Source organism: Frondihabitans sp. VKM Ac-2883 (genome assembly GCF_015350875.1).
Lineage (GTDB): Bacteria > Actinomycetota > Actinomycetes > Actinomycetales > Microbacteriaceae > Frondihabitans.
This window is the reverse complement of the sequence record NZ_JADKSF010000003.1, coordinates 384,334-409,306: the sequence shown is the minus strand read 5'-3', so window position 1 is coordinate 409,306 and position 24,973 is coordinate 384,334. Positions and strand designations below refer to the sequence as shown.

The window sequence follows — 24,973 nt, the reverse complement described above, 5'->3', positions numbered from 1 at the left end:
CCCCACGGAGTCCCGCACCGCCACGCACGCCCGCGCCTGCATGCCTGAAAACCGGGCAGGCCACGAGGATCCGCGCCCGGCGTTCGCACGTCAGGAGTTGAGTCGCGGGTGCTCCACACTCTCGCCCCGGCGCGCTCGCCCTGCGCCTGCATGCCTGATGAGTGCGCGGCGTTCGTGGGTCAGGAGTGTGAGCGCGAGCGCCACGTACTTCCGCGTGGGCGTGCTGGCCTGCGCCTGCATGCCTGACGAGTGCGCGGCGTTCGTGGGTCAGGAGTGTGAGCGCGAGCGCCACGTACTTCCGCGTGAGCGTGCGGGCTCCTCGCCTGCATGCCTGAAAACCGGGCAGGCCACGAGGATCCGCGCCCGACGTTTGCGCATCAGGAGTATGGGCGCGCACCCCACGGAGTCCCGCACCGCCACGCACGCCCGCGCCTGCATGCCTGAAAACCGGGCACGCACCCGCGCGCGCGCACCCGCACCCGCACCCGCACGCACGCGCACGCAACCGCACCCCTACCCCAGCGCCGGCAACGCCTCCCGCGCCAACCACGCGTCGAACAGCCCCGCGAGCGGCTCGCCCGCCGTGGCCGACGCCAGCGCCACGAAGTCGCTCGTGGTCGCGGTGCCGTGGCGGTGGGTGTCTGTCCAGGCGCGCAGGATCGCGAAGAAACGGGAGTCGCCGACGACCCCGCGCAGAGCGGCGAGCGTCAGGGCACCGCGCTTGTAGACGCGGTCGTCAAACATGAGTGCTGGGCCGGGGTCGCCCACCACGATGTCCTGGGGCAGGCGCGACAGGCGCGCGTGAGTGGACGCAGCGAGCGACGCCGCCGTCGCGCGCCCCGACTCCTCCGACCAGAGCCACTCGGCGTAGCAGGCGAAGCCCTCGTTGAGCCAGATCTCGCCCCAGGAGGCGACGCCGACGCTGTTGCCGAACCACTGGTGGGCGAGCTCGTGCGCGATGAGGCGGTCGGAGCCGGAGCGGCCGTCGGCGTGGTTCGCGCCGAAGATGGCGAGGCCCTGGGCTTCGAGCGGGATCTCGAGCTCGTCGTCGGTGACCACGACCGTGTAGGAGGGGAACGGGTAGGGCCCGAAGCGCGACGTGAAGAGCGTCATCATGTCGCCGACGGGGCCGAAATCGTGGCCGATCCTCGAGCGGAGAGCGGGCGGCCCGGCGAGTACACCCGGAACTCCGCCCCACGTCACCGGCACGAGCTCGTAGCGACCGATCTGCACGGTCGCGAGGTAGGTGGAGGTGGGCTCGTCTTGCCGGTACTCCCACGTGGTCTTGCCGGAGCGCGTCGTGCGCCCCTGCAGTTCGCCGTTACAGACGGCGATGTACGACTGCTCGGTGGTGATCCGGATCCTGAAGGTGGCCTTGTCGGCGGGGTCGTCGTTGCAGGGGAACCAGGTGGGCGCGCCGCTCGGCTGCGACGCCACGATGACGCCGTCGGTGAGCTCCTCCCAGCCGACAGTGCCCCAGGTGCTCGAGCGGGGCGCGGGGGCTCCGGCGTAGTCGACGGTGACCACGAACTCTTCCCCCGCGGCAATAGGCGAGGTGGGCACGACGGCGAGCTTCGCGGTCGTCTGCGAGTGGCGAGCCCGCGAGCCGTCGATCTTGACCTTGGAGGCGCGCAGGCGCACGAAGTCGAAGGTGACGCGTCGCAGGTCGGTCAGGGCCACGGCGCGAATGGTGGCTGTTGCCTCGAGCCGGTTCGTGGCGACCCTGTATGACAGGTCGAGGTCGTACGAGATCGTCCGATACCCCGGGTTTCCGCTGTCAGGAAGGTAGGTGTGCGAAAGGCTCACTGGGTGGCTGCGTGGTAGTCGGCGAAGCGGACCTCGCGCCACGGGCCGATCGGGTTGCCCGACCAGCGGCTGCCCACGGGCACACCCTCGCCGCGCATCACGAGGGAGGCCGGGCCGACGGTGGCGTCGGCTCCGATGCGGGCGGCGGGCAGCACGACGCTGTGCGGCCCGAGGGTCGCTCCGGCGTCGAGGGTGACGGTGTCCATGCTCATGATTCGATCATGAAAGAGGTGCGTCTGCACAACGCAGCCGCGATTCACGGTGCTTCCGTCGCCGAGGCGCACGAGGTCGGCCTCGGGAAGCCAGTAGCTGTCAGTCCAGACGCCCCTGCCGATCGAGGCTCCGAGCGATCGCAGCCACCAGACGAGAGCGGGTGTGCCCGCGGCGGGCTGGGCGAACCAGGGGGCAGCGCACAGCTCGACGAACACGTCGGCCACCTCGCTCCGCCACACAAAACTCGACCAGAGCGGCTTCTCGGAGACGCGGATGCGGCCGACGAGAGCCCATTTCGCCGCGGTCGCGATCAGAGCGGCGACGGCCCCGGTCGCGAGCATGACCGCACCCGAGAGCGCGACGGTCCAGCCGACCCCGAGGGCGTCGACCAGGCCCAGCAGCGCGAAGAGGAGTGCCAGGCCGACGAGGCAGGTGAGGATCACGGGAACCACGCGGCCGAGCTCCCACAGCACGCGCGCGGCCCGGATGCGAGCGGGCGGCCGGAACGTGCGCGCCTCGTCGACGACGGCGACGGTGCGGCGGAGGCGGACGGCGGGTGAGCCGAGCCACGACGAACCGGCCTTCGACTTGCGGGGCGCCGCCGAGAGCACGGCGACCAGGCCGTCTTTCGGCACCCGGTGCCCTGGGCCGGTCATGCCCGAGTTGCCGAGGAACGCGCGCTCGCCGATCTCGGCGCGGGCGACCCGCAGGTAGCCGCCGCCGAGTTCGTACGAGGCGACGAGGGTGTCGTCGGCCAAGAAGGCCCCGTCGCGGATCGTCGTCATCGCGGGCAGCAGCAGCACGGTCGAGGCCTCGACGTCGCGGCCGACCCGGGCGCCGAGCAGTCGCAGCCAGACGGGCGTGAACAGGCTCGAATAGAGCGGGAAGAGGAACGTGCGGGCGAGGTCGAGCAGCCGCTCGGTGCTCCAGACCTGCCAGCCGACGCGCGAGCGCACCGGGAACGACCCCTCCGAGATGCCGAGACCGAGCAGCCGCACGAGCCCGACGACGAGCACCGCGGCCGTGAAGCCGGCGAGCAGCGTGGCTGGCACGAGCCAGGCGAGAGCGCGCCAGAAGGCATCGGAGAGAGACGAGGATCCGGCGACACCAATTGCCAACACAGCCCCGCCGGCCGCGAGTGACGCCACCGGCAACAACGACAGCACGAGTGATGACAGCCCGTACGCGGCGAACCAGCGCTTCGGCGCGGACGGCCGGTCGGCGGGCCACCAGGCACGGTTCTTGCCGACGCGGGCTGCGGGGGAGCCGGCCCACTCCTGGCCGGAGGGCACGCGGCCGAAGACGGCGGAGCCGGGCGCCACCGAGGCGTTCTTGCCGATGCGCGTGCCGGGCAGCAGGGTGGAGCGCATTCCGACGGTCGACCCGGCACCGATCCTGATGGCGCCGATCCGCACGACGTCGCCGTCGATCCAGTAGCCCGAGAGGTCGACCTCGGGTTCGATGGAGGCGCCCCGGCCGACACGCAGCAGGCCGGTGACGGGTGGCAGTGCGTGCAGGTCGACGTCGGGCGCGATCCTCGCGCCGAGGGCTCTCGCGTAGTAGCTGATCCACGGCGCTCCGGCGAGGCCGACGGCGCCGATCTGATGCGCGACCTGCTCGGCCAGCCACAACCGCAGGTGCACGCCGCCGCCGCGCGGGTGATCGCCCGCCTGCACTCCGCGCAGCAGCAGCCTCGCCGCGATGACCGAGATCGCCATGCGCCCGAGCGGGGTGACGAACACGAGCAGCAGCACCGCGACGACGATCCAGCTCACGCCAGGCGGCCAGGCGAATCCGGCGGGGTCGGACGAGCGCAGCACGGTCGACGCGGTCAGCGCATACGTGAGCCAGCGGATGCCGCTCAGAATGTGCAGCGGAAGACCAAGCACCGTCTGCACCCACTGCATGCGCAGGGGCGTCGGCGCAGGCCGGTGGTAGTCGTCGTTCACGGCCGCGCTCCCGCCGCGCTGAGCGAGCTCGTCGGCCATCGCGCCGAACCGGGGCAGCGCGTAGATCTCGGCGACGGTGAACTCCGGATCGCGCTCGCGAATGCGGGCGACGAGCTGCGCGGCAGCCAAGGATCCGCCCCCGAGGTCGAAGAAGTTCACGTCACGGTCGGTCACGTCGAGCCCCAGCACGGCCTGCCAGTCGGCGGCCAGCAGCTGCTCGTCGGGCGTCAACCCCCCGCTCGACCCGTCGGTGGCTCCGGCCGTGCCTGTTGCCGTCGTGCCCGTCGCCGGCAGCGGCCACGGCAGCGCGTCGCGGTCGATCTTGCCGGACGTCTTGGTCGGGAGGTCACCCTCGACCAGGGCGAGCAACGGCACGAGGGCCCCGGGCAGCTCGTCGCGCAGGCGGTCGAGAGCTGCCGTGCGGTCGAACCCCGTGGGATCCTGAACCGCGAGATACCCGACGAGTATCCGATTGCCGGCGTCGGTGGTGCGCACGGCCGCGGCCGCTCCGCCCACACCCGAAAGGGCGAGTAGCGCGGCTTCGATCTCGCCGAGCTCGATGCGGCGACCGCCGACCTTGACCTGATCGTCGGCGCGACCCTGGAACACCAGACCCGCTCGCTCGAACCGGACCAGGTCGCCGGAGCGGTAGGCGCGCTCCCAGCCGAGCGCCTCGTGGCGGGCGTACTTCTCGGCGTCCTTCGTCGGGTCGAGGTAACGAGCGAGCCCGACCCCGCCGATGATCAGCTCGCCGACCTCGCCCTCCGCGACGGGCCTGCCGTCGATGTCGACGACCGCGGCGTCCCAGCCGTCCAGGGGTAGGCCGATGCGCACGACCTCGCCCGGCAGCACGAGCGAGCCGGTCGTGACGACGGTGGCCTCGGTCGGGCCGTAGGTGTTCCAGACCTCGCGACCGTCGCCGGCGACCCGGTCCACGATGTCGGGCGGCAACGCCTCGCCGCCGAAGATCAGCAGCCGCACGCTCTCGAGCGCCTCGGCGGGCCAGAGCCCGGCGAGCGTCGGCACGGTCGAGACAACGGTGATTCCGTGCAGCACGAGCCAGGGCCCGAGGTCGGCTCCGGTGCGGACGAGCGAGCGCGGCGCGGGCACGAGGCAGGCGCCGCTCCGCCAGGCGAGCCACATCTCTTCGCAGGAGGCGTCGAAGGCGACGCTCAACCCGGCGAGCACACGGTCGCCCGGTCCGAGCGGGTCGACGCCGTCGCCCGCGAGGAACATGCGGGCCTCGGCGTCCGCGAACGCGGCGGCCGACCGATGGCTCGCCGCGACACCCTTGGGGGTTCCGGTCGAGCCCGAGGTGAAGATGATCCACGCGTCATCGTCGGGCGTCGGTGCCTGCGCGGCAAGCGCCGGATCGGTCACGTCGGCCGTGCTGCGGTGCGGGGGGTCCTGCGCGAAGATCGCCGCGGGGCGAGCCCCTCCCGGTATCTCCGCGCCCTGACCGGTCGGTTCGAACCGGCCCCCGGCGCCGATCACTCCGACCACGCCGGCCTCGCCGAAGACGAGAGTGGCGCGTTCCTCCGGGTCGTCGGCATCGACCGGCACGTAGGCGGCACCGGCCGTCAGCACCGCGAGGATCGCGATGTACAGGAAACGGTCGCCCGACGGCATGCGCACGCCGACCCGGTCGCCTCGCACGACTCCGGCCGCCGTCAGCACGCCGGCCGCGGCCCGCACCTGGGCCGCGAGCTCGCGGTAGCTCAGAGCGCCGCGGTCGTCTTCGAGCGCCGATGCTTCGGGAAAAGCAGCGACGGTCTGCCGCAGCACGGCGATCAGGGTGCGGGTCGGTGGGGTGCGCGCGGTGCCCAGCAGAAGACCCGGGCCGCCTTCGAAGGTGTTCATCGGTGTCGCACCCTAGTGGTCGCGGGTGTCTCGCTCGTGAACCAGACCGCGCCCACCAGCCCGTGAGGCAACACGAGGTCGACCACACGGGGGTCGACCGAGAACGACGCCATCGACTGTGTGAGTCCGTCGCCGGACGCTTTGAGCTGCGCCTCCTTACGCACCCAGACGCGGAGCAGGTCGTCGGGGGTGCCGCTCGTCGTCTCACCCGGCGCAAGGACGTCGGCGCGGATCGAGTCGAGGCGCCCCGGATCCTGCGGTTCTTCGACATCGACGCCGACCGGCTCGTCGGCGATCGCGATCAGTGCCCACCGACCCGATCGCGACAGGTTGAAGTAGGGTCCGCCGTCGACGAACGGCTTGCCGTGGTCCTGTTCGAGGCAGACGACGCAGGGCGCGCGCAGGATCCGAACGCTCGCCAGGTCGCACCCTCGCGCCTCGCCGAGAAGCTCTCGCAGAGCGATGTGCGCCGCGATGTACCGCCGCCGGTCGCGCTCGTCGCGGAATCGCCCCGCTCGTTCTCGTTCTGCCGCGTCGAGCGGGATCGACGCACCATCCGGTGGCGTGCTCGCGGCGTCGAGGTCGATCACGTACACGTCCGCCATGGCTCGACGCTACCCATTCGCCGCAGCGGCCCACCCGCGGCGCGCCACCCACGCGCCGTTCACCCGCAGGGGGCATCCTGGTCGGCATGCCACTGATCGACAACGGTGTGTACGTCGCCGGGAAACGTACCCAGACCCCCGCGAGCCTCGAAGAGACCTACCGGCTCATGCACGAGGGCGGCGGCATGGGCTGGATCGGCCTCTATCGGCCGAGTCCGCAAGAGATCCGCTCGGTTGCGGCCGAGTTCGACCTGCACCCGCTGGCCGTCGAGGATGCCCTGCTCGGCCATCAGCGCGCGAAACTCGAGCGGTACGACGACATCCTCTTCGCCGTGCTCCGCCCCGCCCGCTATATCGACAGCGAAGAGACCGTCGAGTTCGGCGAGCTGCACATCTTCCTCGGCCCGGAGTTCGTGGTCACGATCCGTCACGCCGAGTCGCCCGACCTGATGAAGGTGCGCCACCGCATGGAGGCGTCGCCGGAGTTGCTGGCGCTCGGCCCCGAAGCGGTGCTCTACGCGATCCTCGACCAGGTGGTGGACGAGTACGAACCCGTTATCGCTGGTCTCGAGAACGACATCGACGAGATCGAGAACGACCTCTTCAACGAAGAGAGCACCGGCCTCTCGGAGCGCATCTACAACCTGTCTCGCGAGGTCATCAACTTTCAGCGCGCCGTCGTTCCGCTCGTGAAGATGCTCGACGGGCTGCAGCGCGGCAGCGAGAAGTACGGCGTCGACGTCGAGTTGCAGCGCTCGCTCCGCGACGTGCAAGACCACACGCTGCTCATCGTCGAGCGGGTCTCGTCGTTCCGGGCGATCCTCGACAACGCGCTGACCGTGCACGCGACCATCGTCACGCGTCGGCAGACCGATCAGAGCATCCAGCAGAACGAAGAGGTCAAGAAGATCTCGTCGTGGGCGGCCATCCTGTTCACGCCGACGCTGATCGCCTCGATCTACGGCATGAACTTCACGCACATGCCCGAGCTGAGCTGGCGCTTCGGCTACCCGTTCGCGCTGCTGCTGATGGTCGCCGCCGGGTTCGGCCTCTACTGGGTGTTCCGGTCCCGGCGCTGGCTCTGAGGCTGGGCCCGGGCGACCTCGTCCGAATTTGAAGGAGAAACCGCGGCCTGCTGACGAGAACATGCGGATCGGCGGCCCTCGCCGGCAGGTTTCTCCTTCAAATTCGGCAGCCGAGTCGCGCCGAGCCACCTGCCGCAACAGCAGAGCGTGGACGCCCACCCGCCTAGAGTGGTCGGATGCCCACACGCCGCGACGCCGCCCTCCGCCTCGACATCCCCCTCGAGATGGCGACGCGCCACGGCATCCCGGCTCGCCTCAGCGAGACCGAGCTGGCAGCCATCGAGCAGGATCCGCCGGCGTGGCTCGTGCAGTCCCGTGCCAACCGCACGGGTAAGAAGCCCGTCTGGGCCCACCTCGAGTGCGTCGTCTGCGGCTTCTCGGAAGACGTGCGCCCCAAGAAGTGGTGGCCGGAGTGGACGTACCTCTCGTGCGACTTCCACGGGGCCGACGAGGTCCCGGCGCCGGCCGAGGGGTACTCGCGCACCGAGGTCGACGACATCGGCAGCCGCTTCGTCGCGATGGTCGACTGGACGCTGTAGCGCCGCAGCCGCCGCCGCAGCCACAGCCACAGCCACCGTCGACTAGGCGCTACTCGCCGTCGGCGGCTTTCGCCTCAGCGGCGTCGGACTTCTTCTCCGACTTCTTCTGCGCGTCGTCTTCGGCCGCCTTGTGGGCGACGATGAGCTCGCGCTCTTTCGACAGCGAGGCGATCGTCGCCGGGTCGAGGAAGTCGATGAACGGGTTCGTCTGGCCGGTCTTCGCCTCGACGATGTTCGCGTAGGCGGCTGCCGCGCTGCGCAGTTCGGCGGCGGCTCGGCCCGCCTTCTTGCGCGGGACGGGCTTGAGGCCGACGATCTGCGCGTGCTTCTCGAGGGCTTTGGTCAGATCTTTCAGGGCTGTGTCGATCTTCTTGGTCACGAGCACATTGTGGCCTACGAAGGTGAACACGCAACTCCGGGCTGTCGGCGGCACCTGTTGTGCTTCCGACAGCCCGCAACCCCTAGAAGGCGGCCACTCCGTCGCGGTCGATGAAGGTGCCGCTCGGCGCGCCGGCACCCCGGGTGGCGAGCTCGACGATGGCGTCGGTGCCCTCGGTGACGGTCTGGTGCCCCGAGTTGCCGTTGAGGTCGGTCGCCGTATAGCCGGGGTCGGCTGCGTTCACCGCGATACCGGGCAGCGCCTTGGCGTACTGCACCGTCAGCATCGTCACGGCCGACTTCGAGGCCGTGTAGAGCGGCGCGATGACGGTCGACTCGATGCGGTCGGGGTCGTGCACCGAAGCGAAGGATCCGAGACCGCTGGTCACGTTCACGATGGTCGGCGCCGCGGAGGCCGTCAGCAGCGGGAGGAAGGCGTGCGTCAGCCGCACGATCCCGACGACATTCGTTCCGAAGACGAGAGCGGCGTCGTCGCCGGCGATGTCGGCAGCGTCTTTCTGCGGTCCGGTGATACCGGCGTTGTTGATGAGCACGTCGAGACCGCCGGCGGCCTTCACCGTCTCGACGGCGGCATCGACCGAGGCGTCGGAGGTGACGTCGAGCTGCACGAAGTGGGCGCCGAGAGCATCGGCGGCGGCCTGTCCGCGGGCGGTGTCGCGGGCGCCGATCCAGACGGTGTGGCCGGCCTCGATGAGGCGGCGGGCGGTCTCGTAGCCGAGACCCTTGTTGGCTCCTGAGATGAGTGTCGTTGTCATGGTTCGAGTCTGCGCCCCGCACCGAGCGTCGCCCAGGCTCCGGTCAGGGGACGGATCGGCGGTACCACCCAGTCGGTGCCGGGCGGGGAGACAATGGTGACCATGTCGGATCCTCACGGCGATCTCGCCGGCCTGCTCAAGTCATGGCGCGATCGACTCTCACCGGCCGATGTCGGCCTGCCAGCGGGCCCCAACCGCCGGGCCGCCGGTCTGCGCCGCGAGGAGCTCGCCGCCCTCGCCGGGCTGAGCGTTGACTACGTCGTGCGGCTGGAGCAGGGGCGGTCTCGCAACCCGTCCGATCAGGTCGTCGCATCGATCGCCCGTGTCCTTCAGCTGACCAGCGAGGAGCGCGATCACCTCTTCGTCGTCGCCGGCCTGCTGCCGCCGTCGCGGGGCGAGTTGCCGCGACACATCCCGCCCGGGGTGCAGCGCCTCGTCGCCCGCCTCGGAGCCACCCCCGTGGCGGTCTTCACCGCGTCGTGGGAGCTACTCACCTGGAGTCCGCTCTGGGCGGCCCTGCTCGGCAACCCCTCCACCCTGGCGGCGGGCGAGCGCAACCTGCTGCGCGCGTCGTTCGGCGGCACTCTCCTGGCCGGGCCGGAGGGGCATCCCGTGCGGTCGGCGAGCGGAGACCCCGAGCATCTGCAACGCTCGCTGGTGGCCGACCTGCGCGGGGTGCACGGTCGGTACCCGAACGACCAGTCGGTGCGACGGCTGGTCGACGACCTGCTCGCTTCGAGCCCCCGCTTCGCCGCCATGTGGGCGACCGCCGCCGTCTCCGAGCACCAGTCGGAGCGCAAGACGATCCTGCACCCGCTCGTCGGTGACATCGAGCTCGACTGCGACGTGTTCAGCGCCGCCGGGTCAGACCTCCGGATCGTCGCTTACACGGCCGCGGTGGGATCGTCCGCGGCCGACAAGCTCGACTTCCTGCGCGTGTCGGCGGTGGCAGCGGTGTCGGCGCTCGAGGCGCAGCCCTCTGCATCGGCGGGGTCGGGGTCGGTGTAGCGGATCCTGCGCCCTTGTCGCGGCTTCGCTTCGCTGGCGTCAGGCGGGGAGGTTCGCCTCGACCAGAGCAACGAACTTGTCGGCCGCGGGGCTCTCTTGCGGGCGAACGCGGGCGACGACCCGGCCGCCGGGGGCGACGAGGTACTTCTCGAAGTTCCAGGCCACGTCGCCGGCCTCGCCCGTCGCGTCTGCGACCTGCGTCAGCTCGCCGTAGACCGGGTGCTGATCGGCACCGTTGACGTCGACCTTCGCGAAGACCGGAAAGTCGACGCCGTAGGTCGCGACACAGAACTCTTGGATCTCGGCGTTCGTGCCGGGCTCCTGGCCGTTGAACTGGTTGCTCGGAAACCCGACCACCTGCAGGCCGCGCTCGCGATACTTCTCCTGGAGCTGCTGGAGGTCTCCGTATTGAGGGGTCAGCCCGCAGCGGCTGGCGACGTTGACGACCAGCAGCAGCTTGTCGTCGTAGGCGCCGAGCGTCGTGGTGTCGCCGGATGCGGTGTCGACGGGGATGTCGTAGAGGCTCATGCGTCCAGCCTACGACCGACACCTGTCGCGCTCGCCGCGTGCCTCAACGCCGAGATCGCACCTGTCGTCGGGTGTCCCCGACCACAGGTGCGATCTCGCTAATCAGCCGTGAGGCGTAGGCGCTAGGCGTCGCGGCGCTTCACCAGGATCACGGCGAGGATGCCCGTGAGAATCACCCAGCCGACCATCACCAGGAACCCGAAGAACTGATCGAGGGTGACGATCCCGTCGACGACCTTCGCCTCGCCGGCGCTGTAGCCGAACATGAGTCCGCCCGCATTCGACGGCAGGAACGACGCGATGTTCGCCGCCCACTTCGCATTCGTCAGGCCGGTGAAGATCTGGAGCACGATCGGCATGACGAACAGGAGGCCGATGCCCGCCGCGATACCACCGGCGCTCGCCCGGATGATCGCGCCGAGGAACAGTGAGATCAGCCCCGCGAGAGCCAAGAACCCGGCCCCGCCGACGAGGGCGAGCCAGAAGCTGCCGTCAGACCAATCGATCGAGATGTTGCTCTCCGAGTCGAGCAGGGGAGTGGCGACGAGTGTCGCGATGACGAGCGACACGAGGCCGACGACGAAGGTCACGACGCCGAACACGATCGCCTTGCCGAAGAGCGCACCGAGGCGACGCGGGTCGGCGGCGAAAGTCGACTTAATCATGCCGGTGCCGTATTCGCCGGTGATCATGAGCGCGCCGAGCACGGCGGCGATGAGCACAGTGAAGTTGATTCCGAGAGTGACCGCGACCGTGGCGTTGGCCATGCCGGATCCTGCCGCCGTCGATGTCGTCGAGCCGTCACCCGGCCCGCCGCCGCTTCCGACACCGACCGACGCCACCAGCGCGGCGAAGCCGATATTCAGCACCAGGATCAGCAGATAGCACCAGAAGGTGGAGCGCAGCGAGCGGAGCTTGATCCATTCGGAGCGCAGGATCCCGCCGAACGTCAATCGAGACAGCGTCGAGTGCGTCGACGAGCGGCTGGGTGCAGGAGCGGTAGCGGTGCTCATCGCACGACCTCCGAGTTCTTGGTGGCGGTCGAGGGGGCGGCCGCGGTGTCGCGGTACTCCACCTCGTCGGCGGTGAGCGCCATGTAGGCGTCTTCGAGGGAGCCGGCGAGCGGCGTGAGCTCGTGCAGCACGAGGCCCTGCGAGGCGGCGATCTCGCCGATGCGCGACGACGGGAGGCCGTGCACCTCGAGGAGGTCGGCGGCGGTTCCGGTCACGGTGACCCCGGCCGTGTTGAGGAGGGGAGTGAGTTCGGCGACCTGGGGCGTCCGGACGCGGACGCCGTCGCCCTTGGCACGGGCGAGCACCTTGTCGACCGACTCGTCGGCGATGACGCGGCCACGACCGAGCACGATGATGTGGTCGGCGGTCTGAGCCATCTCGCTCATGAGGTGCGACGACAGGAACACCGTGCGACCCTCGCGAGCGAGGTGCTTGGCGAGGTTACGCACCCAGACGACGCCCTCGGGGTCGAGACCGTTGACCGGTTCGTCGAGGATCAGCGTCGCCGGGTCGCCGAGCAGTGCTGCCGCGATGCCGAGGCGCTGCCCCATGCCGAGCGAGAACCCGCCTACACGCTTCTTGGCGACCGACTCGAGGCCGGTCAACGCGATGACCTCGTCGACGCGCTTCTTGCCGATGCCGTGGGTGGCACCCATCGCGAGGAGGTGGTCGAAGGCGCTGCGCCCACGGTGGACGGCCTTCGCGTCGAGCAGGACGCCGACCTCGCGAAGAGGGGCGCGGTGCTCCGAGTAGTGCTTGCCGTTGACGGTCACATCGCCTTCGGAAGCGCGGTCGAGGCCGACGATCAGGCGCATCGTCGTCGACTTGCCGGCGCCGTTCGGCCCGAGGAACCCGGTGACCATACCGGGCTTCACGTCGAACGACACGTGGTCGAGTGCGACCCGGTCGCCGTAGCGCTTGGTGAGATTCTGTGCGTGGATCATGCTGTTTGCTCCATGGCTCTGACGCTATTGGCGATCGGTCGCGGCCACATCGTCCTGCGGTACCACGCCCTGAGGCACCTTGCGTGAGACCTCAAAAATGACCACGAGGATCCGCGGATCCTGGTCGATTTTGAGGTGTGAGGCGGCTCAGCGCTTGATACATTAAAGATCAATTTCAGCGTCACGTCGAATTAAAGGAGATTAATCTTGGACTTTTCGTCACCGACAGCGACCGGAATAGGCGTGGTCGCGGGTCTCGTCTTGCTCGGCTACGCGGCCTTTACAGTCGTGGCCTTCGCAGAGGTATGGAGATCGCGCACAGTCGGTGAGTGGGCTCGTATCGCTTGGTTTGGGGCGATCATCTGCGTGCCGCTGATCGGATCACTCGCCTGGTACCTCGTTGGGTCGCAGACGTCGCGAGCGGAACGCGCGATCGCCGCCGTACGCCGGTAGTCCGGCCTTGGTGAGCGGCGGGTGCGCCGCCGAAGCGTGACGCACCCCCGGATGGCCAAAGGACCCCCGGTTGCCAGCCCGGAATTGGCCAGACGGGGGTGCGTCAGCGGCTTTGCGGCGCGGCGCGGGGGCTCGCGGGCGCGGCGGCAAGGGAGAGGAAGCGCGAGCTAGCCGGCCTGGGTGGGGAGCTCGTCGGTGCCGGGCTCGGACTCGAGCTCGAGGAAGTCCTCGTACGACGGGCCCTGATCGGCCGACGGCCTCACGGGCGAGACTTCTTCTGCCGCCTGCGGAGAAGGCCTGCGGCGCTTGCCGAGATGCTCGACGTGCACCGGCGGCACGCGCGGATCGCTCGAGTAGCTACTCGTCATGGCCGCGACCGCTCCAGCTCACCGTGAACCGCCCCCACAGGCTCCCGTATAGCATCATGCAAACGAATATGACAGATGGTCGAGTCGGCATCAAGTGGAGCGCGGAGGCTTGACGCGTGTGCGTTCGTGCGAGTAGTAAAGACGACGCCTATGCAAACCTCCGCACGTGCGGGAGGCCTACTCAGTCGCGGCCGCGGAAGAACGCGCCGGCCGCAGCAGCCAGCGACACGAGATCCTCGACCCCCGCGAGTTCGCGGGCGGAGTGCATCGACAGCAGGGGCACGCCGACGTCGATGGTGCGGATGCCGAGGCGCGTCGCGGTCAGCGGTCCGATCGTCGACCCGCAGGGAACGGCGTTGTTCGACACGAACGGCTGGAACGGCACCCCGGCGCGCTCGCACGCGGCGGCGAACTCCGCGCTGCCCGGGCCGTCGGTGGCGTACCGCTGCTTCGCGTTGATCTTGAGCAACGGGCCGCCGTTCGCAACGGGTCGGTTGCCGGCGTCGTGGCGCTCCGGGTAGTTCGGGTGCACGGCATGGCCGGCGTCCGACGAAAGACACCAGGATCCGGCGAGAGCGCGAATCCGGTCGGCCTCGTCGGCGCCGAGCCTCGCCGATACCCGAGCCACCACGTTCGCGAGGAACGGCCCGCTGGCACCCGAGGTGCTCTCCGAGCCGACCTCCTCGTGGTCGAACGCCGCGAAGACGGCGATCGAATCGGAGTCGGCGAGGGCGTCGGCGTCGCGCAGCAGCGCGGTGAGCCCGGCGTGGACGCTGGTCAGATTGTCCATGCGGCCCGCAGCCAGGAGCTCGCCGCCGAATCCGAGGCGGGCGGGAGCCGCGGTGTCCGCGACGAGCACGTCGTGCCCGCGAACGTCGGAGGCCGAGATGCCGGCGAGAGCGGCGAGCTCGGCGAGGATGTCGGCTCCTGGTCCTGTGCTGCCGCTGTCGCCCACGCCGACGACCGGGTGCAGGTGCCGCTGGGGGTCAAGGGTCAGTACGTCGTTCACCCCGCGGTCGAGGTGGATCGCGAGTTGGGGGATCCTGAGCACCGGACCGGAACGCACGAGGTGCACCGAACCGTCACGGGTGACGAGACGACCGGCGAACTCGAGATCGCGGTCGAGCCACGAGTTGTACAGAGGACCGCCGTAGACCTCGACGCCCGCCTGCAACCAGCCGTGGCTGCCCGTGTCGGGGTTCGGCTTGAGCTTGAACGAGGGGGAGTCGGTGTGCGCGCCGACGATGCGGAACGGGGTGGTCTGCGTCGCGTTGGTCGGCTGGATCCACGCGATGACGGCGCCGTCGCGCACGACGAAGCGGCGGCCGGGGCTTGCCGGCCAGGCGTCGCGCTCTTCGAGCCTGTCGAAGCCGGCCTCGGTCAGACGCCGGGCGGCCTCGGCTGCAGCGTGGTACGACGACGGCGAGGCCTGGATGAACGAGGCGAAGTCGGCGACGTGGGTATCGAGGGCGTGGGTGTCGTGCGAGGTGTTGCCGTGATTGGAGGTGTCGGGCGCGGTAGTCACGCCGTCAAGACTGCCTCAGATGCGCCCCGCCGCCGAATTTGAAGGAGAAACACCTTCGGCTGAACGCAGTCATGCCGATCGGCGGGGGTCGCCGGGCGGTTTCTCCTTCAAATTTGCACGCACGGGCTACGCGGCGCCCTGCAGTTCGACGTAGGTGCGGATCAGGTCGCACACTTCGTCGACGGGCATCAGCGACGAACTATGATCCTGGCCGATCAGCTCGAAGAAGCTGGCGGTCGCCATGCGCTTGGCGGCCTCGCGCGACTGGCGGAAGCGGTCGGGGTCGTCGGTACCGGCCAGCAGTAGGGTCGGCACGGTGATCGCCGCGGCCCCGTCGAGGCCGAGCGGCTCGGCGGCCTCGATGCCGTCAAAGTACGCGCGCAACGCCACGGGGTCGTTCTGCCGAAAGGCGAGAGCCGTCGAAGCGTCGATCGCCTGGCCACGGTGGGCGCCCCACGCCTCGACGAAGGCGTCCATGCCCCCGGTGTCGAGCGCCTCGCGCCAGGTCGGGAAGAACGTGAGCGCGATCTTGTCGGTCATCGCCTCGAACGATCCGCCGATCGTCGTGAGGGTGCGGAGGCGCTCGGGGTTCGCCGCGGCGATCCGGAGGCCGATGCGGGCACCGATCGAATAGCCGACGAAGTGCACCGGGCCGAGGCCGGTGGCGTCGAGCACCGCGAACACGTCGGAGATAAATGCCTCCGGCTGGTACGACGCCGCGTCGTGCGGCTTGCCACTGCGCCCGTGGCCGCGGAGGTCGACGGCGATGACCGTGAAATCACGTTCGAGGTCGCGGAGGTAGCCGAGGCCGCGCCAGGTTCCCTTCGACAGGCCCGAGCCGTGCACGAGGAGCAGAGGGTCGCCGGATCCTGACACTTCGTAGGCGATTTCGGTGCCGTCGGTCGGGTTTCGGGTGGTCGCACGCATCAGACCATTCTGGCGTGCGCCGGAGCGCTGCAGCGACCGCGGTGCCAGCATGGCCGGATGACTTCTGGATACTCGTCCGACCAGATCCGCGCCGCTGAGAAACCTCTGCTCGACCGCGGTGAGCCGCTGATGGCGCGTGCCGCCGCCGGCCTTGCGGCCGAGATCGAGCGGGTGCTCGCCACGCGAGGAACGACACCGGGCGTGGTGCTGGTGATTGCAGGATCCGGCGACAACGGCGGAGACGCGCTCTACGCCGGGGGCGCGCTCGCCGAAGCGGGGCACGACGTGCGTATTCTCACCACCGGCTCGCGCGTCCACGACTCAGGGCTCGCCGCCGCGGTTGCTGCGGGCGCGTCGGCTTCCGCGCGCGACGCCTCGGTCGGTTCGGACGCCTTCGCGGCTGTGCTGAGCGGCGTGGATGTGGTGGTGGACGGGATCCTCGGGATCGGCGCCGCCCCGGATCCTTCGCTTCGTGGTCGCGCCCGCGACGTCGTCGAGGCCGTTCGCCCGCGGGTGCTGATGCGGATGGCCGGTGCGCCCGTGGTGGTGGCGGTCGACGTGCCCTCGGGAGTGGGGCCGGACGACGGCAGCGTGCCCGATCGGCTGGTGCTGCCGGCGCTCGTGACCGTAACGTTCGGCGCCGTCAAGGCCGGGCTGCTGCTGCCGCCGGCTTCCGGTCTCGCCGGTCGGGTGCACCTGGTCGAGATCGGGCTCGACCTGTCGGGCGTGGAGCCCGCTGTCGTGGCGTAGCCGCCCGACACCCGTAGCCGCCCAACACCACAAGGCCGCCCGACACCACAAATCGGGCATGACACCGCCCATCGACGGTGTCATGCCCGAAAAGTGGTGCCAGGCGCTCCGGCCCTAGGGCTTCACGACGCTCAGCGGCTGCGTGATCGACTCCAGGCCCTTGCGCTCGGCGTCGACGCCGAAGATCGCGGCGACCACGGCTCCGACGATCATGATGCCTGCGCCGAGGAAGTAGCCGATGGTCAGCGGGCCGCGGTCGGTTCCCTCGCCCACCAGCGCACCGTAGACGACGGGCGCGATAGCCCCGAAGATCTGCGCGATCGCGAAGAAGTACGAGATGGCCTGGCTGCGGATCTCGAGCGGGAAGATCTCCGACACGGTGAGATAGGCACTCGACGCACCCGCCGAGGCGAAGAAGAACGCGACGCACCAGAAGATGGTCTGCGTGGTGGCGGTCAGCAGGTCGGCGCTGAACAGCGCCGCCGAGACAGCGAGCACGGCACCCGAGATGAAGTAGGTGCTGAAGATCATCTTGCGGCGGCCGATCGAGTCGAAGAGCGGCCCGAGCACGAGCGGCCCGACCAGGTTGCCGATGGCGAAGGGGAAGAAGTACAGCTGTGCGTTGCTGTCGCTGAGACCGTAGAAGTTCGTGAGCACGAGCGCGTATGTGAAGAAGATCGCGTTGTAAAGGAACGACTGCGTGATCATCATTGTGGCACCGACGAGGGTCCGCTTCGGGTACACCTTGAACAGCACGTGCATGATCGTCGTGAACGGGATGCTGTCGGTCGATTTGACCTCCATGGCGAGCTTGTCGTCGACCGGCTCGAGGTGGCCGCCCTCGCGAGTCACGCGTGCCTCGATGTCGTCGACGGTGGCCTCGGCCTCTTTCTCGTAGCCGTGCGTCATGAGCCACCGCGGGCTTTCCGGGATGTTGCGGCGCAAGAAGATGATCAGGATCCCGAGCACCGGCCCAATGAAGAACGCCAGCCGCCAACCGACATTGACGTCGAAGATCGCGCGGTTCAGGAAGAAGTAGTTGGTGGCCGCACCGAGGGCAGCGCCGCCCCAGTAGGTGCCATTGATGGCGATGTCGACCCGGCCGCGGTATTTCGCGGGGATCAGTTCGTCGATGGCCGAGTTGATCGCGGCGTACTCGCCGCCGATGCCGAGACCCGCGACGAACCGCATCGCGAACAGGAACCAGACGGCGGGAGAGAGGCCGGCGAGACCGGAGCCGACGAGGTAGATCACCAGCGTGAGGATGAAGAGCTTCTTGCGGCCGAGCTTGTCGGAGAGGCGGCCGAAGACGATTGCGCCGACCACCTGGCCGAGGAGGTAGGTCGTGCCGAGGGCACCGATCTGCCCGGACGTCATGTTGAACTCGTCAGAGAACCCGTTCGAGGCGACGATCTGGATCTCGAGCCCGTCGAGCACCCAGGAGATACCGAGGCCCACGATGATCGACCAGTGGAATCGCGTCCAGGGCAGGCGGTCCATTCGGGCCGGAACGAGGCTCCTCACCGGCCCTCCGGTGTTCGTCGCAGTCGACATCCGTCTCTCCCTCTCGCGGTGGGCGCACCGCCGATGGGTGGTGCAACTCGAGGTGACGATAGTCGCGGGGCAAGCCGCTGTCCGGAAAATCCTGCGGGGTGTGCAAAAGCCTTCGCAGCGACGAAAACCCTCGCGGGCGGCCGTCGAGGTGGTCGTGGGACCACCTCGCAGGCCTCCCCGCGAGGGTTCGGGCGCGGTTGACGAGCTCAGCCCGCCAGGGCTCAGTCGGCGAGAATCGTGTAGAGCGCGCGACGCAGCTCGTCGATCTTCTCCTTGCCGGCGGTGCGCTGCTCCGGCGTGGCATCGAAGGCGAACTGCTTGATGACCCCGGCGAGCTTCACGGCAGAGCCGATGAATTCGTCGTGGTGGGCGTCGGTCTCGGTCGCGTCGCCCCAGGCCTTGGCGATCTCGTCGCCGTGCTGGCTGACATAGACGTGGCCCTCGTCGGTGAGCTCGTAGACCGACTGGCGGCCCTCGCCCGAGACCGTGATGAGGCCCTCGTCGACGAGCTGCTGCAGGGTCGGGTAGACGGAGCCGGGGCTCGGGCGCCATGCGCCGTCGGTGCGCTCGCCGATGGCCTTCATGAGGCCGTAGCCGTTGGCCGGAGCGTCGGCGAGCAGCGACAGGATCGCGAGACGCACGTCGCCCTTGCGGGCACGACCGCGGCCACCGCGACCGGGGCCGCCGAAGCCGAAGCCGGGGCCGCCGGGGCCGAAGCCAAAGCCGGGGCCCATGCCCATGCCCATCGCGCCGCCGCCGAAGCCGCGACCACGGCCGCGGAAGGGCCCGAAATCGCTGCGCCCGGTGGGGCGGTCGTCGTGGTGGCGGCGCTGGGGGCCGTCGTGGCTGTCGTTGTGATTGCTGTGGTTTTTGTAGTGGGTACCCATGGGGTACTCCTTTCGTGAAGAGTAAAAAAGTGGGGGGCGGGGCGAATGATCGAGCCGCTCGCGCCGGTTCGTTCCGGCGATAGCTCAAAGATATATCGCGATAGTTCGCTAAGTCAACACCCATGGGGAGAAAAGCCAGGATCCGACGGCTCGCCGCACCGCCCTGCCAGACTGGGCCGATGGCTCACCGCAATTTCACCGACGTCACCGTGTCTCGCGTCGAGACGACGCTGAATGGCGGCGACGACGTCTACGTCCGGGTGTCGACGATCGGCGACTCCGGCACCAGGCCCTTCGTGCTCGTGCCGGGAATCGGCGTCGCCAGCAACTACTTCGAACGCCTCGCCCCGAACCTCAACCAGTTCGGCCCCGTGCACGCGCTCGACCTGCCCGGCTTCGCCGGCGTGCCGCACCCCGACAGCGCCCTCACCATTCGCCAGTACGCCGACCTGGTCGGTCGCGTCATTGACGAGATGCAGCTCGACGACCCGGTCGTCGTCGGCCACTCGATGGGAACGCAGGTCGTCACCGACCTCGTCGCCCGCCGGCCCGATCTCTCGACCGTCGTGCTAATCGGCCCCGTCATCAACCCGAACGAGCGACGCCTCCTGACGCAGGCGATCCGGTTCGTGCAGGCGGCCTTGCACGAGCCCGGCCGAGTGAAAGCGCTTGCTTTCTCTGCCTACCTCTTCTGCGGGGTGAAGTGGTTCTCTCGGATCCTGCCCAAGATGATGACCTTTCCGCTCGAACGAGCCCTGCCCCACGTCAAGGCCGACACCCTCGTGATTCGTGGCGAGTTCGACGCCGTCGCCCCGAGTGACTGGGTCAAGCGGGTCGGCGAGCTGCTGCCGTCGTCGCGGCTCTGGGAGATCCCGGGGGCGGCGCACTCGGTGATGCACGCCAACGCCGAGGAGGTCGCGCGGCTCTGTGTCGAGCACGCCCAGCAGCCGATCGAATACGACGAGGGCGGCACCCTGCGGGTGTTCGATCACAAGGCCGCCGGAATCCAGCGGCCGTCGATCGAGGAATCCCCGGCGACGTTCGTAAAAGGGGTGCGCGGGCGGATCCTCGAGGCCCTCGGGATGCTCAAGCGCGACGATGCGCTGATCGCCGAGGGGAAGACCGAGCACGCCGAGGCGATGCACGAGGCGCACGAGCGCGCCGAAGAATAAGGCGTCGGGTGTCGCGGCACGGTTCTAGTCGGGCGCGAGGCGACTAGCGGTAGTTGCCGGGCCAGTCGAACGCCGACGTTGGGCGGGCCGTCGTGCCGGCGGGAGCCACCACGAGATCGATGGTGTCGAGGTTGTGAAGCACGATCGACGCGGGGTTGCCGGCGCGACGCTGTCCGTCGACGAAGACCGTCAGTACCTCGCCGATGTCGCCACCCCGTGCGCCGACGTGACGCGCGTCGAGCCGCACGTTCCATTCGGTGAAGAACTGCCCGAGTGTGAGGTCGCGCCGGTCGGGCGACTCGACGTGAATGATGCCGGAGGTGTCGTGCGTATGGAGCGCCGTCGCGTAGCGGTTGTCTTCGTCGAGTCCGATCTGCCCGGGCACGGTAGCGGCGACCCCGTCGATCGTGATCGACAGATGCGTGTGGATGTGCTGCTGAAGTTTCACGCCGTAGACGTTCGGCAGGTCGGCGGCGGCCGCGCGCTCGCGCCGCTCGCTGACCGGAGGAGCGGGCCAGGGCGGCTGGGCCGATTCGCCGTGAGCGAGGCTTGTCGACGTCGCTCGGTCGTGGGCGACGCCGATGCCGGCGATCAGGCCGACGACCGCGAGGGCGGCGATCAGAGCGAGAGGCGAGCTGAGGATCCGACGGCGGGTCGCCATGGAGTCATTCCCCGGCCATGATCAGAGGTGCGAGCAACCCGACGATCCACACGCCCAGGAGCGCCCCGGACAGGAGGAACACGACGACCATGCGCCTCCGTGCGGGATTGCCCGGCGCCGAGCCCCACATCGAGCTGCGCTGGACGACCACGTGTGCTTCGCGGACGACGCGCTCGACGCTCTCGTCGGAGCGATCGAGCGCGCCGTCGTGCGCGAGGGCGACGATGCGCTCCGCCTCGGGCAGCGTCATGCGCGTCACGCTGCGACGGGGGTGACCAGGCATGAGCCCAGCGTGCCACGTCGGGCTGTGACTCGCTCGGCGGTGCTTCCCGGTGTGGCACCGGGGTGCTGCGGTCGAGACGGCACCCCGTCGGGGCGCGGTTAGTTGGGGAGCACGCCGAAGGCGCGAGCGAGACGATCGATCTTCTGTGCCCGGCCGAGACGCGGTAGATCGCTCCCGTCGCGGATCTCGCGGCCCCGGCTCTCGAAGTCGGCGAGGAAGTCGCGCGCCCACGCCGTGTCGGACGACGTCGGGCTGATGACCTCGTTGATCACCGGCAGCTGATCGACGTCGAGACAGAGCTTGCCGGTCAGGCCGAGAGCCACAGCGATCGACGACTGCTCACGGAGCACGGGGTGGCTCGATCCGACCGTGGGGCCGTCGATGGGGCCGGGTAGCTCGCCGATGCGCGACGCGACGACCAGCCGGGAGCGCGGGTAGGCCATCGCCATGTCGTCCGCACTGGTGCCGGTGTCGCGGCGGTAGTCGCCCGAGCCGAACGCCAGACGGAACGCGCCGCGCGCGCTCGCGATCGACGGAGAGAGCTCGATACCGACCGCCGACTCGACCAGGGCCAGCACCCGCTTCACGCCGTGCAGGCGGTCGAAGGTCTCGGTGACGTGCTCGGCGGCCTCGGTCTTCGCGAGCATGACCCCGAGAAGCCCGGGGAGGCCGACCAGGGCGTCGACGTCGTCCGACCAGAAATCACTGGAGCGGTCGTTGATGCGCACCCACGCCTCGCCGCCGCCTTCGAGCCAGGCGACCACGTCGTCGCGGGCCGCGGGCTTGCGCTTCGGGTCGACGGCATCTTCGATGTCGAGCACGATCTGATCGGCTCGCGACTTGGCGGCTGAGTCGAAGCGCTCCGGCTTGGTGCCCGGAACGAGCAGCCACGATCGTGCGATCTCGGCATCGGGTCGCTGGCGGGCCGGCGCGGGGCTGGCAGAAGTCTCGTTCATGGCACCTCGTGATGTTCGTCGTCGATACGTCGATAACACGGTACCGGGCCGTGGCAGAGGCTCGCCCGGACGCGCCGGTTCCGCCGGGAGCGGCGGGGGAGCCGCTTCGAGAGCTCCACTCGGGGTACTGTCCGCGTGACTACCGATCACGAGGAGCAATCATGACGGATCCGAACACGCCCGCCCCGAAGGGTGAGCACGACGGCGACGAGCCCGTGACAGCACAGTCCGAAGCCGTTCCGAACCACCAGACCGAGACCGGCCAGACCACCGAGCACGACGCGCCGCTGGAGCCCGCGGTGGCCCCGGAAGACCGGGCGACCGAGCCCGAGGGGCACGAGACAGCAGCGCAGGATCCGGCAGCCGCCGCTGACTCCGCCGCCGCCACGGCCGCGGAGCCCGCTGGTGCCGAGCCCGCCGCCGAGCACTCCGCAGTCGCTGCGCCGTCCGAGCCAGCCGAGCCCGCCGTCGCACCCGAAGACCGCCCGGTACCGCCGCTGAGCGAGCCGACCAGCCAGGTGTCGACGAGTGCCCCCGCGACGGGAGTCCTCCACGACGACAGTGCTCTGCGTGCAGCGGAGGCCGCTCGCTCGGACGAGCCGTCGGATCCTTCGCCTTCTGCCCCGGTCGCACCGGGCTCCGCTCCGGCTCCCGAGTCGGACGACCTCGGCGACACGCGCCTGACCGCCGCCGGTGCCGGCGCGGGCGCGGGTGCCGCGGCGACCAGCTCGACCGCCGCGTGGACCCCGCCGCCGGCCCCGGCGTCGCCGAGCGAGTATGCGGCCCCGACATCGGTCATCACGCCGACTCCGTACGCGCCTCCGACGCAGGCGATGCCCGCGCAGACGAGCACGACGCCCATCTCGAACCTCGGCACCTCGCCCGCCGAGAGCCTCGGATTCACCGACGGCATCGCCGGCGACAACGGATTCACGCCCGAGGAGATCGCGCAGCGTCGGCAGTTCCGCGACGAGTTGGCGTTCCAGCAGAAGCAGGAATTCGGTGGCATCAACTTCGGCGCCGGCTTCTTCGGCTGGCTCGCCGCCGTGGGCCTCGCCGGTCTGCTCTATGTCATCGTCGGTGGCATCGCCGGCGTCTCGGGCTTCGCGCAGCCCTCTCTGCTGACGGGGGAGCAGGCGACGGTCAAGTCGTTCGGCTCCGAGCTCAGCGCGCAGACGCTGCAGATCACCGCGCTGGTGATCGTGCTGGTCGTGCTGTTCCTGTCGTACTTTATCGGCGGGTTCGTGGCCGGGCGGATGGCACGGTTCTCCGGGGTCAAGCAGGGTCTCGCCGTCTGGCTGTGGGGCGTCTTCATGACGGTCATCGCCGCGGTCGTGCTGATCGTCGTCGCCAGCCAGAGCACCACGGTCTCGACGCTGCAAGACCAGATGGATCCCGTCACCCTGCAGACCTTCACCTCGGTCGAGGCCCTCATCGCCGAAGGGCTGATCGTCGTCCTGTCGATCGGCGGTGCTCTTCTCGGTGGTCTCGCGGGCATGAGATTCCACAAGAAGGTCGATCGCTTCGCCGTCGAAGAGGCCTAGCTAGACCTGACGCTGCCGCCCCCGCCCGCGCCGAGAGTGCACAAATCGCCCTCTGCGTGGTCGGTAGGCGGCAGTTTCTGCACTCTCGGCGCGAGCGTCAGCTGAAGTAGACCACGTCGGCCGGCGCCTCGAGCCCGGCCAGCAGGTGCACGCACACCTGCCACACGTCGTCGAACAGCACTTCTCGCACGATGTGCTCGTCGTACCAGTCAGCGAGGTCGTCTCTCGTGACGCCGTCGGACAGCGGCTCGAACGCCGACTCGGCATCGTCGTGGGCGCTGACGCGGCGCCCCAGCTCGGTGCCACTTGCCCGGTCGACGAACCGGAGTTCACGTACCGAAGGATCCAACGGCGCACCGACAGGGCCCGTGACGTCGACGATCGGGTACCGCGCGCCGGGCGTCGGGCCCGCGGCCCGGGTGCCGACGTGCGCCGAGACCACGTGCCCCATCGCGTCGCCGACTCCGACCGCGCGCGGTTCGCTCCGGTCGAGGCCGCTCGACGCATCGCGGACGGCTCGCTCGGCCGTCGCACGGACCCGATCGCGGTGAGCATGGCAGACCGAGGCGACGTCGCGCATCCACGTCTCGAGGCGTGCGATCTCGGCGGTGGTGAACGTATCCGCCGGCCACGACGTCGCCGAGAAGATGCCGATCTCAGGCAGGGTCTCCCATTCGAGCACCAGGCGCGAGAACGTGCCGAGTCTCGGCATCAGCACGAGTCGGCTGGTGGGGGCTCCAGTGGCAAAGTGCAGGTCGGGATCGCTGAGCAGGTCGTCGACATCGACGGCGGCGCCGAACGCGGCTGGGGGCAGCTCGATCGCGACGGTCAGGTCGCGCCACCGGGAGGCTGAGCCCCCCGGAGACGCTGGGCCCCCCGGAGACACTGGGCCCCCCGGAGACACTGGGCTCTCGGGCGACACGCTCACTTCTTGAGCACGAGGGGCAACACGAACACGGCGAACAGGAAGAAGGCGGCAGCGAGGCCGAAGACGATCCAGGTGCTGCGCGGCAAGGTGGTCTGGCCCGCCTCTTCGCGCCGAACGAGGCGGCGGTGGCGGGAGACGCCCTGCACGACGAGCAGCAGTACGAGGGCTGCCCCGAGCACGGACACGATCAGGATGGTCACGCTCTCCACTATCGCAGGTGAGACCGGGTGGTCGCTTTCGACGTCGAGCGAGTTCGCCGGT

Annotated in this window: 25 protein-coding genes; 7 read left to right on the top strand and 18 right to left on the bottom strand. The window is 69.6% G+C overall.

All coding sequences use genetic code 11. The features are described from left to right. Positions 1–513: 513 nt before the first annotated feature. The 3 genes from ITJ49_RS08120 to ITJ49_RS08110 are packed head-to-tail and all read right to left on the bottom strand — an operon-like array spanning position 514 to position 6,433. Complete coding sequence (locus tag ITJ49_RS08120) at positions 514–1,806, bottom strand: M1 family metallopeptidase (RefSeq protein ID WP_194603772.1); 1,293 nt, start codon at positions 1,804–1,806, stop codon at positions 514–516. Further along, entirely contained in the window at positions 1,803–5,828 is a 4,026-nt protein-coding gene (locus tag ITJ49_RS08115) for a Pls/PosA family non-ribosomal peptide synthetase (RefSeq protein ID WP_194603767.1), read from the bottom strand. Before ITJ49_RS08115 ends, ITJ49_RS08120 begins: the two co-directional genes overlap by 4 nt. Continuing rightward, the gene (locus ITJ49_RS08110) at positions 5,825–6,433 is read right to left on the bottom strand and encodes a 4'-phosphopantetheinyl transferase superfamily protein (RefSeq protein WP_194603764.1); all 609 of its coding nucleotides are present in this window, start codon (positions 6,431–6,433) and stop codon (positions 5,825–5,827) included. Before ITJ49_RS08110 ends, ITJ49_RS08115 begins: the two co-directional genes overlap by 4 nt. A gap of 86 nt (positions 6,434–6,519) precedes the next feature. On the opposite strand from ITJ49_RS08110, the gene corA reads away from it, so the two are divergent. Further along, positions 6,520–7,518: a magnesium/cobalt transporter CorA gene (corA, locus tag ITJ49_RS08105; RefSeq protein WP_194603761.1), complete on the top strand. Its 999-nt coding sequence runs from the start codon at positions 6,520–6,522 to the stop codon at positions 7,516–7,518. A gap of 176 nt (positions 7,519–7,694) precedes the next feature. After that, on the top strand, positions 7,695–8,057 hold the full coding sequence (locus tag ITJ49_RS08100) for a hypothetical protein (RefSeq protein ID WP_194603758.1): 363 nt from the start codon (positions 7,695–7,697) through the stop codon (positions 8,055–8,057). 49 nt (positions 8,058–8,106) lie between these two features. Here ITJ49_RS08100 and ITJ49_RS08095 read toward each other — a convergent pair whose 3' ends face one another. After that, the gene (locus ITJ49_RS08095; protein ID WP_194603755.1) at positions 8,107–8,436 is read right to left on the bottom strand and encodes a hypothetical protein; all 330 of its coding nucleotides are present in this window, start codon (positions 8,434–8,436) and stop codon (positions 8,107–8,109) included. Positions 8,437–8,518: 82 nt separating this feature from the next. Further along, on the bottom strand, positions 8,519–9,211 hold the full coding sequence (locus ITJ49_RS08090; protein WP_194603752.1) for an SDR family NAD(P)-dependent oxidoreductase: 693 nt from the start codon (positions 9,209–9,211) through the stop codon (positions 8,519–8,521). A 102-nt stretch (positions 9,212–9,313) separates the two neighbouring features. On the opposite strand from ITJ49_RS08090, the gene ITJ49_RS08085 reads away from it, so the two are divergent. Further along, positions 9,314–10,219: a helix-turn-helix transcriptional regulator gene (locus ITJ49_RS08085; protein ID WP_123941724.1), complete on the top strand. Its 906-nt coding sequence runs from the start codon at positions 9,314–9,316 to the stop codon at positions 10,217–10,219. Positions 10,220–10,258: 39 nt separating this feature from the next. Here the strand turns inward: ITJ49_RS08085 and ITJ49_RS08080 are convergent, their stop codons facing one another. The 3 genes from ITJ49_RS08080 to ITJ49_RS08070 form a co-directional block, all read right to left on the bottom strand. Then, entirely contained in the window at positions 10,259–10,747 is a 489-nt protein-coding gene (locus ITJ49_RS08080; RefSeq protein WP_194603749.1) for a glutathione peroxidase, read from the bottom strand. A 122-nt stretch (positions 10,748–10,869) separates the two neighbouring features. Further along, on the bottom strand, positions 10,870–11,760 hold the full coding sequence (locus ITJ49_RS08075) for an ABC transporter permease subunit (protein ID WP_194603746.1): 891 nt from the start codon (positions 11,758–11,760) through the stop codon (positions 10,870–10,872). Continuing rightward, a complete protein-coding gene (locus tag ITJ49_RS08070; protein ID WP_055959833.1) occupies positions 11,757–12,704 on the bottom strand; it encodes an ABC transporter ATP-binding protein in 948 nt (315 codons plus the stop codon). The genes ITJ49_RS08075 and ITJ49_RS08070 overlap by 4 nt, the downstream gene beginning before the upstream one ends. 243 nt (positions 12,705–12,947) lie before the next feature. Here ITJ49_RS08070 and ITJ49_RS18195 point away from each other — a divergent pair, with 243 nt between their 5' ends. Continuing rightward, positions 12,948–13,157: a PLDc N-terminal domain-containing protein gene (locus ITJ49_RS18195; protein ID WP_370544429.1), complete on the top strand. Its 210-nt coding sequence runs from the start codon at positions 12,948–12,950 to the stop codon at positions 13,155–13,157. 167 nt (positions 13,158–13,324) lie between these two features. Here ITJ49_RS18195 and ITJ49_RS08060 read toward each other — a convergent pair whose 3' ends face one another. The 3 genes from ITJ49_RS08060 to ITJ49_RS08050 form a co-directional block, all read right to left on the bottom strand. After that, complete coding sequence (locus ITJ49_RS08060) at positions 13,325–13,525, bottom strand: hypothetical protein (protein WP_194603740.1); 201 nt, start codon at positions 13,523–13,525, stop codon at positions 13,325–13,327. Positions 13,526–13,706: 181 nt separating this feature from the next. Further along, complete coding sequence (locus ITJ49_RS08055; RefSeq protein WP_194603736.1) at positions 13,707–15,050, bottom strand: M18 family aminopeptidase; 1,344 nt, start codon at positions 15,048–15,050, stop codon at positions 13,707–13,709. A gap of 126 nt (positions 15,051–15,176) precedes the next feature. Further along, positions 15,177–15,977: an alpha/beta fold hydrolase gene (locus tag ITJ49_RS08050; RefSeq protein ID WP_194603733.1), complete on the bottom strand. Its 801-nt coding sequence runs from the start codon at positions 15,975–15,977 to the stop codon at positions 15,177–15,179. Positions 15,978–16,034: 57 nt separating this feature from the next. Between ITJ49_RS08050 and ITJ49_RS08045 the strand changes: the two genes are divergently transcribed. Then, positions 16,035–16,727 (top strand): NAD(P)H-hydrate epimerase, encoded by a 693-nt coding sequence (locus tag ITJ49_RS08045; RefSeq protein WP_194603730.1) that lies wholly within the window; start codon positions 16,035–16,037, stop codon positions 16,725–16,727. A 114-nt stretch (positions 16,728–16,841) separates the two neighbouring features. Here the strand turns inward: ITJ49_RS08045 and ITJ49_RS08040 are convergent, their stop codons facing one another. Beyond that, positions 16,842–18,281 (bottom strand): MFS transporter, encoded by a 1,440-nt coding sequence (locus tag ITJ49_RS08040; RefSeq protein WP_194603727.1) that lies wholly within the window; start codon positions 18,279–18,281, stop codon positions 16,842–16,844. A 221-nt stretch (positions 18,282–18,502) separates the two neighbouring features. Then, on the bottom strand, positions 18,503–19,168 hold the full coding sequence (locus ITJ49_RS08035) for a PadR family transcriptional regulator (RefSeq protein ID WP_194603724.1): 666 nt from the start codon (positions 19,166–19,168) through the stop codon (positions 18,503–18,505). Positions 19,169–19,347: 179 nt separating this feature from the next. On the opposite strand from ITJ49_RS08035, the gene ITJ49_RS08030 reads away from it, so the two are divergent. After that, a complete protein-coding gene (locus ITJ49_RS08030) occupies positions 19,348–20,340 on the top strand; it encodes an alpha/beta fold hydrolase (RefSeq protein ID WP_194603722.1) in 993 nt (330 codons plus the stop codon). A 43-nt stretch (positions 20,341–20,383) separates the two neighbouring features. Here ITJ49_RS08030 and ITJ49_RS08025 read toward each other — a convergent pair whose 3' ends face one another. The 3 genes from ITJ49_RS08025 to ITJ49_RS08015 all read right to left on the bottom strand — a co-directional run bounded on the left by ITJ49_RS08025 (position 20,384) and on the right by ITJ49_RS08015 (position 22,240). Next, the gene (locus ITJ49_RS08025) at positions 20,384–21,001 is read right to left on the bottom strand and encodes a hypothetical protein (RefSeq protein WP_194603719.1); all 618 of its coding nucleotides are present in this window, start codon (positions 20,999–21,001) and stop codon (positions 20,384–20,386) included. Between the two features lie 4 nt (positions 21,002–21,005). Further along, a complete protein-coding gene (locus tag ITJ49_RS08020) occupies positions 21,006–21,284 on the bottom strand; it encodes a hypothetical protein (protein WP_194603716.1) in 279 nt (92 codons plus the stop codon). A gap of 98 nt (positions 21,285–21,382) precedes the next feature. Beyond that, positions 21,383–22,240, bottom strand: coding sequence for a CoA ester lyase (locus tag ITJ49_RS08015; protein ID WP_055959803.1), 858 nt, complete (start codon positions 22,238–22,240; stop codon positions 21,383–21,385). Between the two features lie 161 nt (positions 22,241–22,401). On the opposite strand from ITJ49_RS08015, the gene ITJ49_RS08010 reads away from it, so the two are divergent. Further along, positions 22,402–23,784: a hypothetical protein gene (locus ITJ49_RS08010; RefSeq protein ID WP_194603713.1), complete on the top strand. Its 1,383-nt coding sequence runs from the start codon at positions 22,402–22,404 to the stop codon at positions 23,782–23,784. Positions 23,785–23,881: 97 nt separating this feature from the next. Here the strand turns inward: ITJ49_RS08010 and ITJ49_RS08005 are convergent, their stop codons facing one another. Further along, positions 23,882–24,670 (bottom strand): hypothetical protein, encoded by a 789-nt coding sequence (locus ITJ49_RS08005; RefSeq protein ID WP_194603711.1) that lies wholly within the window; start codon positions 24,668–24,670, stop codon positions 23,882–23,884. A 38-nt stretch (positions 24,671–24,708) separates the two neighbouring features. Next, positions 24,709–24,912, bottom strand: a complete 204-nt coding sequence (locus ITJ49_RS08000) for a hypothetical protein (protein ID WP_123941754.1) — start codon at positions 24,910–24,912, stop codon at positions 24,709–24,711. Positions 24,913–24,973: the final 61 nt, after the last annotated feature.

Excerpts from the sequence above, each read along its gene's own strand:
- ITJ49_RS08020 (WP_194603716.1), bottom strand. The coding sequence starts at position 21,284 with ATGCCTGGTCACCCCCGTCGCAGCGTGACGCGCATGACGCTGCCCGAG.
- ITJ49_RS08045 (WP_194603730.1), top strand. The coding sequence starts at position 16,035 with ATGACTTCTGGATACTCGTCCGACCAGATCCGCGCCGCTGAGAAACCT.
- ITJ49_RS08040 (WP_194603727.1), bottom strand. The coding sequence starts at position 18,281 with ATGTCGACTGCGACGAACACCGGAGGGCCGGTGAGGAGCCTCGTTCCG.
- ITJ49_RS08060 (WP_194603740.1), bottom strand. The coding sequence starts at position 13,525 with ATGACGAGTAGCTACTCGAGCGATCCGCGCGTGCCGCCGGTGCACGTC.
- ITJ49_RS08115 (WP_194603767.1), bottom strand. The coding sequence starts at position 5,828 with ATGAACACCTTCGAAGGCGGCCCGGGTCTTCTGCTGGGCACCGCGCGC.
- ITJ49_RS08110 (WP_194603764.1), bottom strand. The coding sequence starts at position 6,433 with ATGGCGGACGTGTACGTGATCGACCTCGACGCCGCGAGCACGCCACCG.
- ITJ49_RS08015 (WP_055959803.1), bottom strand. The coding sequence starts at position 22,240 with ATGAACGAGACTTCTGCCAGCCCCGCGCCGGCCCGCCAGCGACCCGAT.
- ITJ49_RS08090 (WP_194603752.1), bottom strand. The coding sequence starts at position 9,211 with ATGACAACGACACTCATCTCAGGAGCCAACAAGGGTCTCGGCTACGAG.
- ITJ49_RS08070 (WP_055959833.1), bottom strand. The coding sequence starts at position 12,704 with ATGATCCACGCACAGAATCTCACCAAGCGCTACGGCGACCGGGTCGCA.
- ITJ49_RS08025 (WP_194603719.1), bottom strand. The coding sequence starts at position 21,001 with ATGGCGACCCGCCGTCGGATCCTCAGCTCGCCTCTCGCTCTGATCGCC.
- ITJ49_RS08075 (WP_194603746.1), bottom strand. The coding sequence starts at position 11,760 with ATGAGCACCGCTACCGCTCCTGCACCCAGCCGCTCGTCGACGCACTCG.
- ITJ49_RS08010 (WP_194603713.1), top strand. The coding sequence starts at position 22,402 with ATGACGGATCCGAACACGCCCGCCCCGAAGGGTGAGCACGACGGCGAC.
- corA (WP_194603761.1), top strand. The coding sequence starts at position 6,520 with ATGCCACTGATCGACAACGGTGTGTACGTCGCCGGGAAACGTACCCAG.
- ITJ49_RS08030 (WP_194603722.1), top strand. The coding sequence starts at position 19,348 with ATGGCTCACCGCAATTTCACCGACGTCACCGTGTCTCGCGTCGAGACG.
- ITJ49_RS08035 (WP_194603724.1), bottom strand. The coding sequence starts at position 19,168 with ATGGGTACCCACTACAAAAACCACAGCAATCACAACGACAGCCACGAC.
- ITJ49_RS08085 (WP_123941724.1), top strand. The coding sequence starts at position 9,314 with ATGTCGGATCCTCACGGCGATCTCGCCGGCCTGCTCAAGTCATGGCGC.
- ITJ49_RS08100 (WP_194603758.1), top strand. The coding sequence starts at position 7,695 with ATGCCCACACGCCGCGACGCCGCCCTCCGCCTCGACATCCCCCTCGAG.
- ITJ49_RS08050 (WP_194603733.1), bottom strand. The coding sequence starts at position 15,977 with ATGCGTGCGACCACCCGAAACCCGACCGACGGCACCGAAATCGCCTAC.
- ITJ49_RS08080 (WP_194603749.1), bottom strand. The coding sequence starts at position 10,747 with ATGAGCCTCTACGACATCCCCGTCGACACCGCATCCGGCGACACCACG.